14 protein-coding genes are annotated in these 14,359 nt (G+C 70.5%); 8 read left to right on the plus strand and 6 right to left on the minus strand.

Translation table 11 applies throughout. From position 1 onward, the window contains the following. Nucleotides 1-42 precede the first annotated feature (42 nt). The 3 genes from OV207_RS23230 to OV207_RS23240 all read left to right on the plus strand — a co-directional run bounded on the left by OV207_RS23230 (nucleotide 43) and on the right by OV207_RS23240 (nucleotide 2,511). Entirely contained in the window at nucleotides 43-561 is a 519-nt protein-coding gene (locus tag OV207_RS23230; RefSeq protein WP_120533476.1) for a DUF507 family protein, read from the plus strand. Between the two features lie 60 nt (nucleotides 562-621). After that, nucleotides 622-1,977, plus strand: coding sequence for a hypothetical protein (locus OV207_RS23235; protein ID WP_267557324.1), 1,356 nt, complete (start codon nucleotides 622-624; stop codon nucleotides 1,975-1,977). A gap of 183 nt (nucleotides 1,978-2,160) precedes the next feature. Then, nucleotides 2,161-2,511: a hypothetical protein gene (locus tag OV207_RS23240; RefSeq protein ID WP_193429753.1), complete on the plus strand. Its 351-nt coding sequence runs from the start codon at nucleotides 2,161-2,163 to the stop codon at nucleotides 2,509-2,511. A 76-nt stretch (nucleotides 2,512-2,587) separates the two neighbouring features. On the opposite strand, the gene OV207_RS23245 is transcribed toward OV207_RS23240, so the two are convergent. The 3 genes from OV207_RS23245 to OV207_RS23255 form a co-directional block, all read right to left on the minus strand. After that, the gene (locus tag OV207_RS23245; protein WP_267557327.1) at nucleotides 2,588-3,559 is read right to left on the minus strand and encodes a DUF3108 domain-containing protein; all 972 of its coding nucleotides are present in this window, start codon (nucleotides 3,557-3,559) and stop codon (nucleotides 2,588-2,590) included. A gap of 24 nt (nucleotides 3,560-3,583) precedes the next feature. Beyond that, the gene (locus OV207_RS23250; RefSeq protein ID WP_324291558.1) at nucleotides 3,584-5,203 is read right to left on the minus strand and encodes a DUF4091 domain-containing protein; all 1,620 of its coding nucleotides are present in this window, start codon (nucleotides 5,201-5,203) and stop codon (nucleotides 3,584-3,586) included. 101 nt (nucleotides 5,204-5,304) lie between these two features. Next, nucleotides 5,305-6,102 carry a DUF3108 domain-containing protein gene (locus OV207_RS23255; protein WP_267557330.1) on the minus strand — a complete coding sequence of 266 codons (798 nt, stop codon included), beginning with the start codon at nucleotides 6,100-6,102 and terminating at the stop codon, nucleotides 5,305-5,307. Between the two features lie 340 nt (nucleotides 6,103-6,442). Between OV207_RS23255 and OV207_RS23260 the strand changes: the two genes are divergently transcribed. Continuing rightward, nucleotides 6,443-6,661, plus strand: coding sequence for a hypothetical protein (locus OV207_RS23260; protein ID WP_193429757.1), 219 nt, complete (start codon nucleotides 6,443-6,445; stop codon nucleotides 6,659-6,661). Between the two features lie 22 nt (nucleotides 6,662-6,683). Here the strand turns inward: OV207_RS23260 and OV207_RS23265 are convergent, their stop codons facing one another. Both OV207_RS23265 and OV207_RS23270 read right to left on the minus strand, forming a co-directional pair. Next, nucleotides 6,684-7,355, minus strand: a complete 672-nt coding sequence (locus OV207_RS23265) for a YggS family pyridoxal phosphate-dependent enzyme (protein ID WP_267557332.1) — start codon at nucleotides 7,353-7,355, stop codon at nucleotides 6,684-6,686. Beyond that, nucleotides 7,352-7,948, minus strand: a complete 597-nt coding sequence (locus OV207_RS23270) for a Maf family protein (protein WP_193429759.1) — start codon at nucleotides 7,946-7,948, stop codon at nucleotides 7,352-7,354. Before OV207_RS23270 ends, OV207_RS23265 begins: the two co-directional genes overlap by 4 nt. Before the next feature lie 61 nt (nucleotides 7,949-8,009). On the opposite strand from OV207_RS23270, the gene OV207_RS23275 reads away from it, so the two are divergent. Continuing rightward, the gene (locus tag OV207_RS23275; RefSeq protein WP_193429760.1) at nucleotides 8,010-9,104 is read left to right on the plus strand and encodes a sensor domain-containing diguanylate cyclase; all 1,095 of its coding nucleotides are present in this window, start codon (nucleotides 8,010-8,012) and stop codon (nucleotides 9,102-9,104) included. 24 nt (nucleotides 9,105-9,128) lie between these two features. Here OV207_RS23275 and OV207_RS23280 read toward each other — a convergent pair whose 3' ends face one another. Continuing rightward, entirely contained in the window at nucleotides 9,129-10,709 is a 1,581-nt protein-coding gene (locus OV207_RS23280) for a peptidylprolyl isomerase (RefSeq protein WP_267557336.1), read from the minus strand. A 228-nt stretch (nucleotides 10,710-10,937) separates the two neighbouring features. Between OV207_RS23280 and mreC the strand changes: the two genes are divergently transcribed. From mreC to mrdA, 3 genes are read left to right on the plus strand one after another with little or no spacing between them, the layout of a single operon-like run. Continuing rightward, complete coding sequence (gene mreC, locus OV207_RS23285) at nucleotides 10,938-11,801, plus strand: rod shape-determining protein MreC (RefSeq protein ID WP_193429762.1); 864 nt, start codon at nucleotides 10,938-10,940, stop codon at nucleotides 11,799-11,801. After that, nucleotides 11,798-12,298, plus strand: coding sequence for a hypothetical protein (locus OV207_RS23290; RefSeq protein WP_267557339.1), 501 nt, complete (start codon nucleotides 11,798-11,800; stop codon nucleotides 12,296-12,298). Before mreC ends, OV207_RS23290 begins: the two co-directional genes overlap by 4 nt. Further along, nucleotides 12,295-14,355, plus strand: a complete 2,061-nt coding sequence (gene mrdA, locus OV207_RS23295; protein WP_193429764.1) for a penicillin-binding protein 2 — start codon at nucleotides 12,295-12,297, stop codon at nucleotides 14,353-14,355. Before OV207_RS23290 ends, mrdA begins: the two co-directional genes overlap by 4 nt. Nucleotides 14,356-14,359 lie beyond the last annotated feature (4 nt).

Consider the following 14,359-nt stretch of genomic DNA (forward strand, 5'->3'; position numbering starts at 1 on the left):
CGGTTGAAGATCCGAGCACGTTTGAAGAGGACGAGGACCGACATGAGGCTGTATCCGAAGGTGATCCCGATCATCTCGCGCGAGGCCATTCAGCAGCTCATGCAGGACGGGGACATCGAGGTGGAGCCGATGCGCGTGGCTGACGCCGAGATGGACCTGTCGGCCATCATGCGCGAGTACCTCGCCAACGAAGAGCGTGTGAACCAGGCGACGCGAGAGGCCCTGGAGCGTCGGGGATATGACTACTCCAAGTTCAACCAGGTGAAGCGCGAGATGGCGGACGTGCGCGGCTTCAAGATGGGGGACGAGGGCATCGAGTACGTCATCAACCAGATGATCGAATTCCTCCTCATCAGCCGGAACGTGGAGGAGGTCTTCTCCCCCGACAACGTGCTGCGTCAGAAGATGTTCCAGGGAATGAAGAAGCACCTGGACGTGGACGACGAGATCGACCGGGAGGCCCGCTCGCGGCTGAAGCACCTGCAGGAAGGCACGAGCGCCTTCGACATCGAGTACAACAAGACCGTCGAGCAGATCCGCCGCGCTCGCGGCCTGATTTAGTCCGGGGCGTGCCACGGCCCGCTCCGCTGCCTACCTTCAACTCCAAGGGAGGCAGCGTCGATGGCGGGTCCAATCATCACGAGCATCTTGATGTCCGGTGTCCTGGCGGCGGCGCCAGGGGGCGGCGGGTTCACGTTCGAGGGCCGGGAGGCCAGCGCGAGGACCGAGCAACCGGGCGGGTACTTCATCCAGGGTTCGCTTCCATTCAGTGACCTGGCCGAGCGCGGTACGGGGCAGGCGTCCCTGTCCGTGCAGGACCGCGTCGGCATGGCCAACGCCACGTTCGGCGACAAGGCCCAGCTCAGCGCGAGCCTGCGTCTGGGGGGCACGGACTACCGAGTGGAGCTGACGCAGACGGGCTTCCCGCCCGCCCAGGCGATGGCGCAGGCACCCGCCGGGCCGCTTCCCCAGGCTCCGCCGCACGTCATCGAGGGTGGCGTGCTGATGGGCACGCCGCTCTACGGCGACAGCGGCATCGGCTGGCGGGCCACGACGCGGGCGCATGCGGCCATGGCCGTGTGGGGCATTGGCAGCGTGTGGCGCAACGGGACGCTGCTAACGGACTCGGCGCTGGTGCACGCGGCGGCGCTGGACGCGGGCACGTTCGCGGACGACGACGCCAAGGGCATCCTGCGCCAGGCGCGCCCGGGTGACGCGGAGCTGGTGGTGGTGGTGTGGAACCTGCCGGCGGAGCAGGAGCCGCGCGGGTTCCTCCAGTTCGTCTTCGACGAGGTCTCCATCGAGGTGGAAGGGGTGGCGATTCCGAGCGTGGCGGTGGTGCCGAGCGAAGGGGCGCTGCCGGCCGACCTGGCGACGCTCACGCCGGTGGCGCCCACGGCGTTCCCGACGGCGGTGGCCCCGGTGGCCCCTCCGCGCTTCGCTCCGGCCCCGCAGGGGACGGGAGGCAGCGGGACGTCGGGCACGGGGCCGGTGGGCTCCACGGCGACGGCGCCCGCGTCGCCGGCGGACGCGCCGTCCACGTTCAGCGGCGCATTCGGGCCGGCCGCGCCGGCGAATCCGCCCGCGATCGTGTCGGGCGTGGCGCCGGGCTCCACGGACACGGTGGGGCAGGGGACGTTCGCCACGCCGCCCACCGTGGGTGGGGTGTCCGTGGGGGGCTTCACGACGCCGCAAATCTCCGCGCCGGACTTCAACAACTTCGTCGGCACCGGCCAGGTGAGCCCGGGAATCATCGCCACGGTGCCGCCGCTGTCGCAGTCCTCGAGCACGCCGCCGTCGCCCATCCTGGGGACGCCCGCCCCGCTCAACACCGGCACGCCCACGCCGCTGCTGACGACGCCCGCGCCGCTGAACGCCTCCCCGAGCACCGCGCTGCCGGCCACGCCAGCTCCGGCCAACGCCGCGCCCGCGACAGGTGCCCCGGCGGCCCCGGCGGCGGCCCCGGCCGGGCGCTGACGCGGCTTCGGGCCCTCCAGAAGGGTCGAGGCCCCAAGGCCTCGGACCCTCCTGGGGGCTCGTCGTCTCCGCTTCGGACGCAGCGCACGGCTGCCGCACCCCTGCGCTGGCGTGGGGCTTTCGCACCGGAGGGCAGGCGGTGGGAAAATTGACCGGACGCTACGGGCCTGTAGCGTCCTGGGCATGCCCTCTCCCGTCGCAGCCCTCGCCACCACCGCGATGTTGCGCCGCACCGACCCCGTCAGCGGGGCGGTGGAGCGTCTGGCCCAGGCGCTGCCAGCGCGCGCGGACGCCACCGTCCTGCTGGACTTCGTGGAGGACGACCTTCGCGAGGGGCTGGACGCGCTGGGCGACGTGCAGGCCCACTTCCACGACCTGCTCCAGGCCCTCCAGCGTGACACGCTCACGCCGGGGGCCCTGTTGAACGCGGGCGAGGACCTCCACGTGCTCCAGCGCCTGGAGGACCTTCACGAAGCGGTGACGCACCTGCGCCGCCGGATGTCCCAGGCCGCCGGGATGATGCGCCGCGGGTAGTCCTCGCGCCCCAGGTGGCCTCCGTCGTTGGCGTCAGCCTCGAAGGCGGGCCGCTTGAGCGGGGCTCAACCCCGCGTCACCACTTGAGATCTTCCTTGCCCTGGGCCTCCATGGGCTTCTCCCCGGGGCGCTTGACGCCGGACAGGGTGAGGCGCACGGCGCCCAGGTCGATGGCGCCCACGGCGGCCAGCGGCAGGCGGCGCTCGTCGTCGGTGATCCAGACGTGCACGTCGCGCGTCTGGGACGGGCGGTCCAGGCGCACGGCGGTGCCGGACAGGTGCCAGGCCTCGAACTCGCCCAGGGGCAGCGACACGTGCTCGCGCTCCACCACGGTGGCCGTCAGGCGCCACATGCGGCGGATGCCGTACACGTCGAAGCACACCGGCAGGTCCTTCTTCAGGGGCAACTGGCGGATGAGGTAGATGGCGCCCGCGACGTCCAGGCCGTCCTTGTCCCAGGTGTAGTTGAACTGGCCCTTGGGCCGGTCCGCGATCTGGTAGTCCACCTTGACGCTGCGCTCCTGCGCGCCGAAGACCACGTTCACCTTGCGGCGCTGCTCGTTCTCCACCGCGTCCTCGGTGTAGCGCGAGGGCCTCAGCGTGCGAGGGTGCAGGTAGCTGGTCGCGCTGCCGCGCACCCGGCGCACCTTGGAGAACAGTGTGTTCGTCTGCGCCTCCACCAGCACCGGCAGCGAGCCGTTGGCCTGCCGCTGCACGCGCATGGTGAGCTTGCCCGCCTTGGCGCCCATGGCGTCCATGTCGAACTCGAGCAGCTCCCCGGGCTTGAACGCGAGCGGCGTCTTCAGCGCGGGCAGGCCCTGCTCACAGGGCTTCACCGCGATGGGGCGCTCGTTCGGGGGCGCGGGTGCCGCCGCATCCCCGGTGTTCGCCTCCGCCCCGGCCCCCGTCCCGGCATCGGGCGCGTTGGCTGGCGCGTCCGACACGGGGTGCAGCAGGGGAGGCATCTTGAAGCCATTGGGCTCTTGGGCCCAGGCGGTGGCGGCGCTGAAGGCCAGACAGGCCGCGACGAGGGTGCGCATGGAGATCATTCTGCTTCCTCCCAGGGGGAGTGACTACGGGGTGCCCCCGGAAGTCCGACGTCCGGGGCCCTTCGCTTGTTCAGACGTCCACCGCTTCGCGAGCCGCGCCGTCACCTCCCGGCGCACCTGCTCCCATTCTCCCGGGTCCTGGGAGATTTCATACCCCGAACGCGCGAGCCGCTTCGCCGCCGTCCGGGCGAAGTCGCCGTCGCCCAGCTGCGTGAGCAGGCGCAGGTATTCGTAGTCCTCCAGGCCGTCGCGGATGTGCTTCAGCCGCAGGGACACCACCGGCTGGTGCTCGCCGCCCCCCAGCTTCGCGGGCGTGCCCGGGTAGAAGAGCGTGCCGTCTCCGTTGCCGCCGAACTCGAAGAGGTCCGTCCAGACATCCTTCTTCGTGTTGTAGGCGAAGACGGTGTCGAAATAGAGCTCGCCGTCCACGCCGCTGGAGAAGGCCAGCACCCCCATGGCCCGGTTGAGCGGGGCGGGGTGGTCCACCATGTACGAGGCCCAGTCGCTGTAGGCCCGGTCCAGCTTCGCGTCCGGGGGCGTGCCGCCGGTGCAGCCGTGCGAATTGCAGCTCTGGTACCACCACACCTTCGCGCGCGGCGGCAGGCGCGTGCGCACCTGCGCGGTGTTCGCCACCGCGCGGCACGTCTGCGGGCCCTCGCGCGGATAGAAGCAGTTGAGCGTGGGCGTGAGGATGTCCGCGGCGCCCTGCAGCGCGGCGTCCAGGGGCGTGGTGACGAGCACCGGGATGCCGCCCCCCGCGTCCCGCACGCGCTTGGACTGCGCCTTCACCAGCGGCACGTCCTCCGGCTTGGGTTCGTCCTTGGCGTAGAAGAAGAGCTGCGCGGGCCAGCCCTTGTCCTGGAAGTGCTGCTGGAAGGCGCGGTAGTACGCCGTCTTCTCCGCGTCCGTGGACGCCTTCTTGCTGTCGCGCACGTCGCTCGTGGTGAAGCGCGCGCCGGAGGGCAGCAGGCTGCCGTCCAGGAAGGGCGCCATCTCCGCGTCGTACGCGGTCCAGTCCAGCACCGCGCGGCCGTCCTGGAACTTCACGCCCGGCGGATCCATGCCCATGCCGTGCGCGCTCACCCGGTGCTCCAGGAGCGCCTTGCCGTACGCGCGCAGCAGCCCCTTCGCCTCCGGTGACTCGGCCGCCAGGCCGTGCCCCTTCGCGATGCTGTACAGCGAGATGCCGAAGCTGTTGGGCAGCGAGGACGTGGCCGGCAGTTCGAACGGCTGCACCTCCACGGTGAAGGGCACCTCCGGCAGGGGCTTGCCGTCCGCCGCCGCGCTCAGGCTTCCGGCATAGGTGCCCGCGGCCTGCTTCCTGGGAGCGCACACCTCCACGTAGACGACGGTGGGGTGTCTGGGATTGGCGGGCGCCGACAGCGGCACGAGCGCGTCCGGCCACGGCCCTGGCCGTCCCTGGCCGTTGGAGGGCGTCTTCACGTCCAGGTAGGCCTCGCGCCACGCCTCCGCGGTGAGCGGCGCGCCCGGGCCCTTGAGGGCCAGGGGCTTCATGGTCACGCGCGTCACCCCCTTGGGGAGCACCACCTGCGTGGCCTCGCACTCGCCGCGCGCCACGCTCAGGTGGGCCTTGGCGGCGCCCTTCGGCGTCGCGTCCGGCCGCACCTTCACGAGCGGTGACACCACCTGCGGTCCACCCGGGGCGGCTGAAAGCACCGCCGACACTGCCCACGCCCAACCCACGCCCATGCCTGCCCCTTGGGACGACCTTCCCGTCGCCCGCGTCAGTCGTCCGCGCGGGCCACCGCCACCGCGCGGCCCGGCTTGTAGTCGGTCATCTCCACCACGATGGAGCCCAGCGCGAACTCCGCCTCCATGCGCAGCGGCACGTGGCGCGCGTCCGTCGTGAAGTACGCGGTGAGGTCGCGCTTGGACTCCAGGTTGCCGCCGAACTCGGTGTGCACGCGCACGCGGAAGGCGTCGCGAGGCCCCATCTGCGTGGCGAGCGTCTCGCGCGCCTCCACCGTGGCGCTCATCGTGAACAGCCTGCTGCCGGTGAACACCGGGTACGTGTACGTGCGGCCCACCGTCAGGTCCTGGCCGCGCAGCGAGAACGCCGCGCCCGTCATGTCCAGCGCGCCGTCCGGCAGCTCGTGGTTCGTCTCGCGCGGCGGGTCGCTCTCCTTCTGCTTCACGACCTTCGCGCCCTTGCTGTCCGGCGTGAGCTGGATGCGCTGACGGCGGCGCTTGCGGTTCTCCTCCGAATGCAGGTCGCTGCCCGTGATCCGCTGGGTCGCGGCATTCCAGTACGTCACGTAGCGGCTCTTGACGGGGTACAGGCCGACGATGTCGTCGGACTTCGCCAGCGCGACGATGGGCCACACGCTCTGGCCCCACTGCGTCATGGGCGCGCCCACCGTCACCGTCGCGGTGCCCGCCGTCATCCCCAGGTACTTCACCCGGTACTGCGCCTGCTCACCCGGCCCGAACGCCGGCGCGGCGGGCTCCTGGGCGTGCGCGATCGCGGACCCCATGAGTCCGACCATCGCCGCCGTGAACCCCCACCTGGACAGACTGCGCATCGGGTGTGCTCCCTTGCTTGCAAGTTAGGTGGCCGGCCCGCCCAAGCCAACCGCGCAACGCAACCGACCCCACCACCGGACATTTCCAGGACGGGCCCATGTCCAGGGGCATTCAAAGTCGTCCGGCCGCCCCCCGGGCGCTCCAGCGACAGCGGGTGCTGGAGGAGGGCGGGGGCACAGGGGTACACGCCGGCGCCCCGCGCTGACAAATGCAGGACAGGCCTCCGCGCCCGCCTGGATGCTTGAGAAGGACGGCTTCCGCGGCCTCCCGGTGCGTCACGCGGGCCGGGACTGGTAGCCTTCCGGGCCCCGTCCACGCCCTCCCCAGGAGCCAAGGCCCATGTCCGGCAATTCCCATTTCGATGACGACGACTTCGCCAAGGAGGCAAGCGCCGCGGGCGGTCGCTCGTTCGATGAGTTCGACTGCCCCGACTGCAGCGCCAACAACGTCAACGTGGAGAACTTCTCCGACGGGGACGAGGTGCGCTGCATGTACTGCGGCAACGAGTACGTGGCCCGCATCAGCGCCGAGGGCAAGCTCAAGTTCAAGTCGGCGTGAGGGCCCCGGCGGGCGGAAGGCCTTACGCCCGCTCGCCGAAGATGGCGGTGCCCACGCGCACGACGGTGGCGCCTTCCAGGATGGCCTGCTCGAAGTCGTGCGTGGTGCCCATGGACAGCGACGGCAGCGCATGGGCCCGTGCCAGTTCGCGCAGCCGGGCGAACCCCTCGCGCATCCGCGCCACGTCGTCCGTGGGCGGCGGCAGCGCCATCAGGCCCACCGGCTGGAGGTTCGGCAGCGCGCGCACCTGGGTGAGGAAGTCCCCCAGCGCCTCCGGGGCCAGCCCGTGCTTGGTGTCCTCCTGGCCCAGGTTGAGCTCCACGTAGCAGGGCAGGGGGGCCACGCCTTCGCGCCGCTTGGACAGCTCGGCGGCGACCTCCCACCGCTCCAGCGCGTGGAAGGCGTGCGCGACGCGGGCCACGTACTTCACCTTGTTCGTCTGCAGCGCGCCAATGGCGTGCCAGCGCAGGCCGTCCAGGTCCTGGAGCTCCACCGCCTTGTCGCGCAGCTCCTGGGCGTAGTTCTCCCCGAAGTCGCGCTGCCCGGCCGCGTACGCCTCGCGGATGAGGGAAGCGGGCTTGAGCTTGGACACCGCCACCAGCGTCACCGACGACTCCGGCCGCCCCGCGCTCGCGCAGGCCTTCGCCACGCGCTCGCGCACCCTCGCCAGGTTGTCCGCCACCGTGCCGCTCATGTGGGACCCGCCTTCTTCCATGGCAGGGGGAACCCGGCCTCCTGGAGGAGGGCCAGCGTTTCGCCCAGCGGCAGGCCAATGACGTTGGTGGGGCTGCCGTCCACGGACGCCACCAGGAAGCCGCCCTTGCCCTGGATGGCGTAGGCCCCCGCCTTGTCCAGGGGCTCGCCGGTGTCCGCGTACCAGGCGATCTCCTCCGGAGAGAGCGCCCGGAAGGTCACCTGGGTGCGGACGACCTGGGACGCCCGGGCCCGGCCCGCCACCGCGATGCCCGTGAAGACCTCATGGGTGTGGCCAGACAGCCGACCCAGCATGTCGCGCGCCTCGGCCGCGTCCCGGGGCTTGCCGAGCAGCTCCGACCCCAGGGCCACCGTGGTGTCCGCGGCCAGGACCCACGCGTCCGGGTGCCGGCCGGCCACCGTCCGCGCCTTCTCCTCCGCGAGCCGTTTCACATAGTTTCGCGCAATTTCTCCGGCCGTCGGCGTTTCATCGATATCCGCTGCTGTCACGGTGAAGCGCAGGCCCAGCTGGGCCAATAAATCCTTGCGCCGGGGCGAAGCGGAGGCGAGAACGAGCAAAGCGGTTGGATCCATGGGCGGGTCAGGTTTCCTGACTCGCGGGCCTTAGCAGAAGCGCGCTCCGGAGGGCATCCCGATGAACCCCGCGGACCTCCTGTCGGCCATGAAGCGGACAGTGGAACAACTGGCCGCCTTCAATGAGATGGCCAAGGCGCTGACCTCCACGTTGGAGCTGCGCGAAGTCCTCACGCTGGTGATGCAGAAGGTCAGCGCGCTGCTCCGGCCGCGCAACTGGTCGCTCATCCTGCAGGACGAGCGCAGCGGGAAGCTCTACTTCGAGATCGCGGTGGGCGAGGGCGCCGAGGCGCTCAAGGGCCTGCAGCTCAACCCCGGGGAGGGCATCGCCGGGGCGGTGTTCGCGTCCGCCACCCCCAGGCTGGTGCACGACGTGGGCGGAGACCCCAGCTTCGCGCCCCGCTTCGACGAGGCCTCCGCCTTCCACACCCGCTCCCTGCTCGCCGTGCCGCTGGTGGCGCGCGAGCGGGTGCTGGGCGTCATCGAGCTGGTCAACGGCCCCACCGAGCCGGGCTTCACGCCCGAGGACCTCACCACCCTCACGGCCATCGCGGACTACGCGGCCATCGCCATCGAGAACGCGCGCAACTTCCGCCGCGTGCAGGAGCTCACCATCACCGACGAGCACACCGGCTGCTTCAACGCGCGGCACCTGCGCGCGCAATTGGAGCAGGAGGTGAAGCGCTCGGCGCGCTTCCGCCACCCGCTGTCGCTCGTGTTCCTGGACCTGGACCACTTCAAGTCCATCAACGACAGGCATGGGCACCTGGTGGGCAGCGCCACGCTCAAGGAGGTGGGCGACCTGCTCATCAGCCTGGGCCGCCACAACCTGGACGCCGTGTTCCGCTACGGCGGCGACGAGTTCGCTGTGATGTTGATTGAGACGGACACCGACGGGGCCCGCGTCATCGCCCAGCGCATCTGCGAGGCCTTCCGTGCCCAGCGCTTCCTGCGCGAGCAGGGGCTGGACGTGGCGCTCACCGCGAGCGTCGGCGTCGCGTCCTTCCCGGACCACGCCACGTCCTCCACGGACCTCATCCGCGCGGCGGACTTCGCCATGTACGCGGCCAAGGCCAAGGGGCGTGACGCCGTCGCCGTCGCTGAACGCGTGACGGGCGAAGAGGTCCCCCGCATGGAGGTCCCCTTCGCCCGCTGAAACACCCCGCGCTGTCCGGCGGGACTACCCCGCGGCGCCCAGCACCGAGTCGATGGCTTCGGTGTTCATCACGACGTTGCCGCTCTTGCGCAGCGACTTGAGGAAGGACTCCGTCAGTTCAATCTGCTTGGCCTGACGGGCCTGGGTGCGCAGCTCCTCCTTGCGCTTGTCGAAGCCCGCAGTGTCCGGCTTCTCCCGCTCCACCACCTGCGCGACGACGTTCGCCTCGCCCACGGTGAAGACCTCTTCCAGCGGCTTGGGGGCGGACGCCTCGAAGGTGGCCTTCACCAGGCCGGGCGCCGGGCCCAGGTGCGGCACGGAGTCACCCGCCGCGGTGAAGCTGTCCGTCTCCACCGCCTCCGGCTTCGTCTCCGTCTCGAAGCGCAGCAGCGCCGGCTGCTGGCCCTCGGCGACCGGGAACAGCTCCTTCAGCGACTTGCCGGCCTTCACCGCCGCCAGCGCCTTGTCCGCCTCCGCCTTCGCCAGGCCCCTGGCCTTGTCCTGCTTGTAGAGGGTGGTGGCGATCTCCGCCTTCACGTCCTCCAGCTTCTTGTTCTGCGCCTCCCGCTTCTCCTCCACCTTCACCAGGTGCACGCCCAGCGGCGACTCCACCGGCTGCGTCACCTCGCCGGCCTTCAGCGCGAACGCCGCGTTGGCCAGGATGGGGTCCCACGAGTTGCGCTCCACCCAGCCCAGCTCGCCGCCCTTGGCCTTGGTGACGTCGTCGTCGCTGCTGGCGCGCGCCACGGTCGCGAAGTCCTTGCCCGCCTCCACCTCCTTGCGCAGCCCCTCCGCCTTCGCCTTCGCCTCGGCCTTCTGCTCGGCCGTCGCGTCCGGCGCCACCTTCACCAGGATCTGCCGGGCCCGGATGCGCTCCGGCACGTTGTAGACGAAGCTGTTGGCCGTGTAGTAGTCGGCGATCTCCTTCTCGTGCGCCTTCTGGAACTCCGCCAGCTGCGCGGGCGTGGGCGCCGGGACCTTGTCCGCGAACATCGTGGGCAGGAAGCGCGCGAACACCAGCTTCGCCTGGTTGCCGTCCTTCTCGTAGCGCGCGCGGACCTCGTCATCCGACACCACGGCACCCGTGCGCACCACGTCGAGCATCTTCTGCGCGGCCATCTGCCGGCGCAGCTCCTGCTCGTACTCCTGCGGCGTGCGGCGGTAGAAGTCGCGCAGCACCTGCTGGTAGCGCGCGAAGTCGAACCCGCCGTCCTTGATATGGAAGTCGGTGTTCTGGTGGATGAGCTTGCGCAGCTCCTCGTCCGACGGGTTGATGCCGTGGCGCTCCGCCGACTGGGCGAGCAGCTCCGCGTTCACCAGGCGGTCGAGCACCTGCTTGTCCATGCCGAACTGGCGCGCCATCGACTCCGGGATGGGGCTGCCCTGGGAGCGCAGGAAGTTCATCTGCCGCGACCAGGCCATGCTGAAGTCGCGCAGGGGGATCTCCTTGCCGTTCACCACCGCGGCCGCGCCAGCGGAGGCCGGCGCGGCGTCACCGCCCGTGCTGAACCCGTTGCTGCCAGGCCCGAACTGGAGCGTGAACACCACGGCGATGCCGAAGATGAACAGGAGGGAGAAGACCTTCCGGAGATTCAAACCGTCCATTGTCGTCACTTCACGGTCGGAAGCGCCCGCGATTCACCCTTGCGGAAGGTCTCGCGGCGCCGTGTTGTTGGTAGCCCGGCCGGTGGGGGGTGGACCTGCATTCCCCCCTCATCCGGGCCTTGACTGCCTAGGACAACAGACCGGAAAATGCAAGCGATTCAGAGAGTTTAGCCCACCCCTTCCCCCCTCTTCCGCAGTCCCCCGTCCACCCCGGGAAAGCCCCCGTCCGTGCTGTCTCTTCTCAAGCGGTACCGCCGCTTCCTCCTCGTGGCCGCCCTCCTCCTGTACCCGCTCGGCGCCTTCCTGCTGGGGGGGCGGCGGGGCAGGGATCCGAACTTCATCGACCGGGGCGTCATCGCCCTGACGGCACCCGTGCAGCAGGGCCTCACCGCCGGCATCGAGGGCATCGTCGGCACGGTGCGCAACTACCTGGACCTGCGCGGCGTGCGTCAGGACAATGACGCGCTGCGACTGGAGAACCTCCAGCTGCGGGCCACGGTGCAGGTGCTGGGGGAGACGCGCTCGGAGAACGGGCGGCTGCGCAAGCTCCTGGCCTACTCAGAGGCGGCGCCGGGCCCGGAGATTCCGGCCCGGGTGGTGGGCGTCAACCCGGTGGCGAAGCTGCTGTCGGTGCGGATCAGCAGCGGGGAGAAGGACGGGGTGTTCCGGGGCATGTCGGTGGTCACGCCGGACGGCATCGTGGGGCAGGTCATCCGCTCCACCGGCGGCTACGCGGACGTGGCGCTGGTGACGGATCCGCAGAGCCGGGTGGCCGTGCGGGTGCAGCGCTCGCGGGCGCGCGGCACGGCGGCGGGCGCGGGCAACGGGCCGCTCAACCTGGAGAACATGCTGCGCACCGAGGACGTGGAGAACGGCGACCTCATCATCACCTCCGGCACGGACGGCATCTATCCGCCGGGGCTCGTGGTGGGACGGGTGACACACCTGGAGAAGAAGGAACACGGCATGTTCCAGGGCGCGGACATCCAGCCGGCGGTGGACACCAGCCGTCTGGAGGAGGTGCTCGTGGTGGGCAGTCCCTACAGTGAGATGGGCTCCGGCGGGGCCTCGGCGGAAGGCGCGCAGAAATGAAGTTCCTGGTGACAGTGGCCCTCGCCCTGGCGTTGCTCACATTGGAGTCGGTGTTCGTCCAGCAGGCGGGGCTGGTGCTGGGCCGCGTGGACGTCACCGTGGTGCTGGTGGCCTTCCTCGCCCTGCGCGCCAGCCTCACCGAAGGCGCGTGCTCCGCCTTCGCGGTGGGCTACCTGCTGGACCTGATGAGCGGCCAGCCCACCGGCCTGTTCACGTTCCTGGCCGTGTTCACCTTCCTGGTGGGCCGGCTGGTGGCGTCGTTCGTGGACGTGCGCGGCCCGGTGGCCTTCGCGCTGTTCGCCATGGGCGCGGACCTGGGCCATGCCCTGCTGGCCACGTTCTTCACCTGGCTCACGGTGAAGGAGGGCTCCACGGCGCCGCTGTTCGCGGGCATGCCGGTGCAGCTGGCGCTCACGGGCGTGGCGGCGCTGCTGCTCTTCCCGCTCTTCAAGCGCTTCGAAGTGGCCCAGGAGCGCCCGGTGGGGATGCTCCGTTGACGCCTCCGACGATTGGCAACACCACCCCGGGCCGCGACCTGAAGCGCCGCTTCCTGTGGCTGGGTCTGGCGATGTCGCTGGGCATGGTGGCGCTGGCCATCCAGCTCTACCGCCTGCAGCTCATCCGGCACGACGAGTACGCCGCCAAGAGCGTGGCGAACTTCGTGAAGGAGGTGCGCCTGCGCGCCGACCGCGGCGTCATCAAGGACGCGCGCGGCACCATCCTGGTGGACAGCCGCCCCTCCTTCGACGCCTTCGTGACGCCCGCCTTCTGCACGGACTGCTTCGAGCAGGTGATCCCCCGCCTGGGCGAGCTGCTCCAGTGGGACCCCGACCAGCGCAAGAAGATTGAAGACCTGGTGCGCTCCAGCCGCCGCAACGCGCCCTTCATGCCGGTGCCCGTGCGGGTGGACCTGACGCGCGACGAGTACGATCGGCTCAACGCCCGGCGCGACATCCTGGACGGCGTGGAGGTGGTGCCCGTGCCGCACCGCAACTACCGCGCGGACACGGTGCTGTCGCACGTGCTGGGCTACATGAACGAAATCACCCAGGAGGAGCTGGAGCGCCTCAACGGGGACGGCGCGAAGTACGCGCTGGGCGACTACATCGGCCGGCGCGGCCTGGAGCGCTACTTCGAATCCAAGCTGCGGGGCCAGGACGGCGTGCGCAAGGAAGTGGTGAACGCACGCGGCCAGACGATTGAAGAGCTCAACGTCAAGCTGGGGGAGCATTCAGTGATTCCGCCCACGGCCGGCGGCAACCTGGTGCTGTCGCTCGACATGCGGCTGCAGGAGGCTGCGGAGCGCTCCTTCCCGGGTGTGACGGGCGCGGTGGTGGCCATCGACGTGAACACCGGCTTCATCAAGGCGCTGGTGTCCCGCCCCGGCTTCGACCCGAACCTCCTGACGGGCCGCGTGACGCCGTCGCAGATGGCCACGCTGGCCAGAGACCCGCTCCACCCGATGATCAACCGCGTGGCGGCCGAGCACTACAGCCCGGGCTCCACGTTCAAGGTCATCACCCAGCTGGCCGCCTTCAAGTCCGGCATGTTCCGTCCGGAGACGGTGGTGCAGTGCTCCGGCGGCTACCGGCTGGGCGCGCGCGTCTGGCGTTGCCACAAGGACAGCGGCCACGGGCCCATGGACGGCAGGGCCGCGATGAAGGCGTCGTGCGACCCGTGGTTCTACAAGGTGGCGGACACCATCGGCCTGGACCCCATCGCGGAGATGGGCAAGTCGCTGGGCCTGGGCCGTCCCACCGGCATCGGCGTGGTCGCGGAGGTGCCGGGCATCATGCCGTCCAGCGCGTACCACGACAAGGCGTCCCCCGGCGGCTACACCAAGGGCATGGCGCTCAACAGCGCCATCGGGCAGGGCGACGACAACGTGACGCCGCTGCAGCTGGCCCTGGTGTACGCGGCCATCGCCAACGGCGGGAAGCTCTACAAGCCGCAGATGGTGCTGCGGCTGGAGAACCTGGACGGCCAGGTGATGGAGGAGTTCAAGCCGGAGGTGGTGAGCCAGGTGGACATCAACCCCGCGCACCTGAAGGTCATCGTGGAGGGGCTCGTCGCGGTGGCGCAGGAGCCCGGCGGCACCGCGTACCGCGCGAAGCTGAAGTCGGGCCTGCCGCCGGAGATGTCCATCGCGGCGAAGACGGGCACCGCGCAGGTGGCGCGCATTGGCGCCATCCGCCTGAAGACGCACCAGATGAGCTACTTCGAGCGCGACCACGCGTGGTTCGCGGGCTTCGCCCCGGCGGACAAGCCGGAGCTGGCGGTGGTGGTGCTCAACGAGCATGGCGGCCACGGCGGCGTGGACGCGGCGCCCACGGCGATGGCCGTGCTGAAGAAGTACTTCGAACTGAAGGCCGAGGACGCCACGTCCCCGCCGCCCCGCGCCAACCAGCCCTACACCCCGTCGCTGCCGCCGGCGCCCAGCCTGGACACGACGACGCTCACGCGCGCCGTGGTGCGGCCACCCCGCGTGAACCTGCCCGGGGAACCCATCCAGCCGCCCTCGGAAACCGGAGACGACAGTGCAACTGCGGATTGAGCGC

It is taken from the genome of Corallococcus sp. BB11-1, from assembly GCF_026626625.1.
GTDB classification, from domain to species: Bacteria; Myxococcota; Myxococcia; order Myxococcales; family Myxococcaceae; genus Corallococcus; species Corallococcus soli.

Excerpts from the sequence above, each read along its gene's own strand:
- OV207_RS23230 (WP_120533476.1), top strand. The coding sequence starts at position 43 with ATGAGGCTGTATCCGAAGGTGATCCCGATCATCTCGCGCGAGGCCATT.
- OV207_RS23235 (WP_267557324.1), top strand. The coding sequence starts at position 622 with ATGGCGGGTCCAATCATCACGAGCATCTTGATGTCCGGTGTCCTGGCG.
- OV207_RS23240 (WP_193429753.1), top strand. The coding sequence starts at position 2,161 with ATGCCCTCTCCCGTCGCAGCCCTCGCCACCACCGCGATGTTGCGCCGC.
- OV207_RS23245 (WP_267557327.1), bottom strand. The coding sequence starts at position 3,559 with ATGATCTCCATGCGCACCCTCGTCGCGGCCTGTCTGGCCTTCAGCGCC.
- OV207_RS23255 (WP_267557330.1), bottom strand. The coding sequence starts at position 6,102 with ATGCGCAGTCTGTCCAGGTGGGGGTTCACGGCGGCGATGGTCGGACTC.
- OV207_RS23260 (WP_193429757.1), top strand. The coding sequence starts at position 6,443 with ATGTCCGGCAATTCCCATTTCGATGACGACGACTTCGCCAAGGAGGCA.
- OV207_RS23265 (WP_267557332.1), bottom strand. The coding sequence starts at position 7,355 with ATGAGCGGCACGGTGGCGGACAACCTGGCGAGGGTGCGCGAGCGCGTG.
- OV207_RS23270 (WP_193429759.1), bottom strand. The coding sequence starts at position 7,948 with ATGGATCCAACCGCTTTGCTCGTTCTCGCCTCCGCTTCGCCCCGGCGC.
- OV207_RS23275 (WP_193429760.1), top strand. The coding sequence starts at position 8,010 with ATGAACCCCGCGGACCTCCTGTCGGCCATGAAGCGGACAGTGGAACAA.
- OV207_RS23280 (WP_267557336.1), bottom strand. The coding sequence starts at position 10,709 with ATGGACGGTTTGAATCTCCGGAAGGTCTTCTCCCTCCTGTTCATCTTC.
- OV207_RS23290 (WP_267557339.1), top strand. The coding sequence starts at position 11,798 with ATGAAGTTCCTGGTGACAGTGGCCCTCGCCCTGGCGTTGCTCACATTG.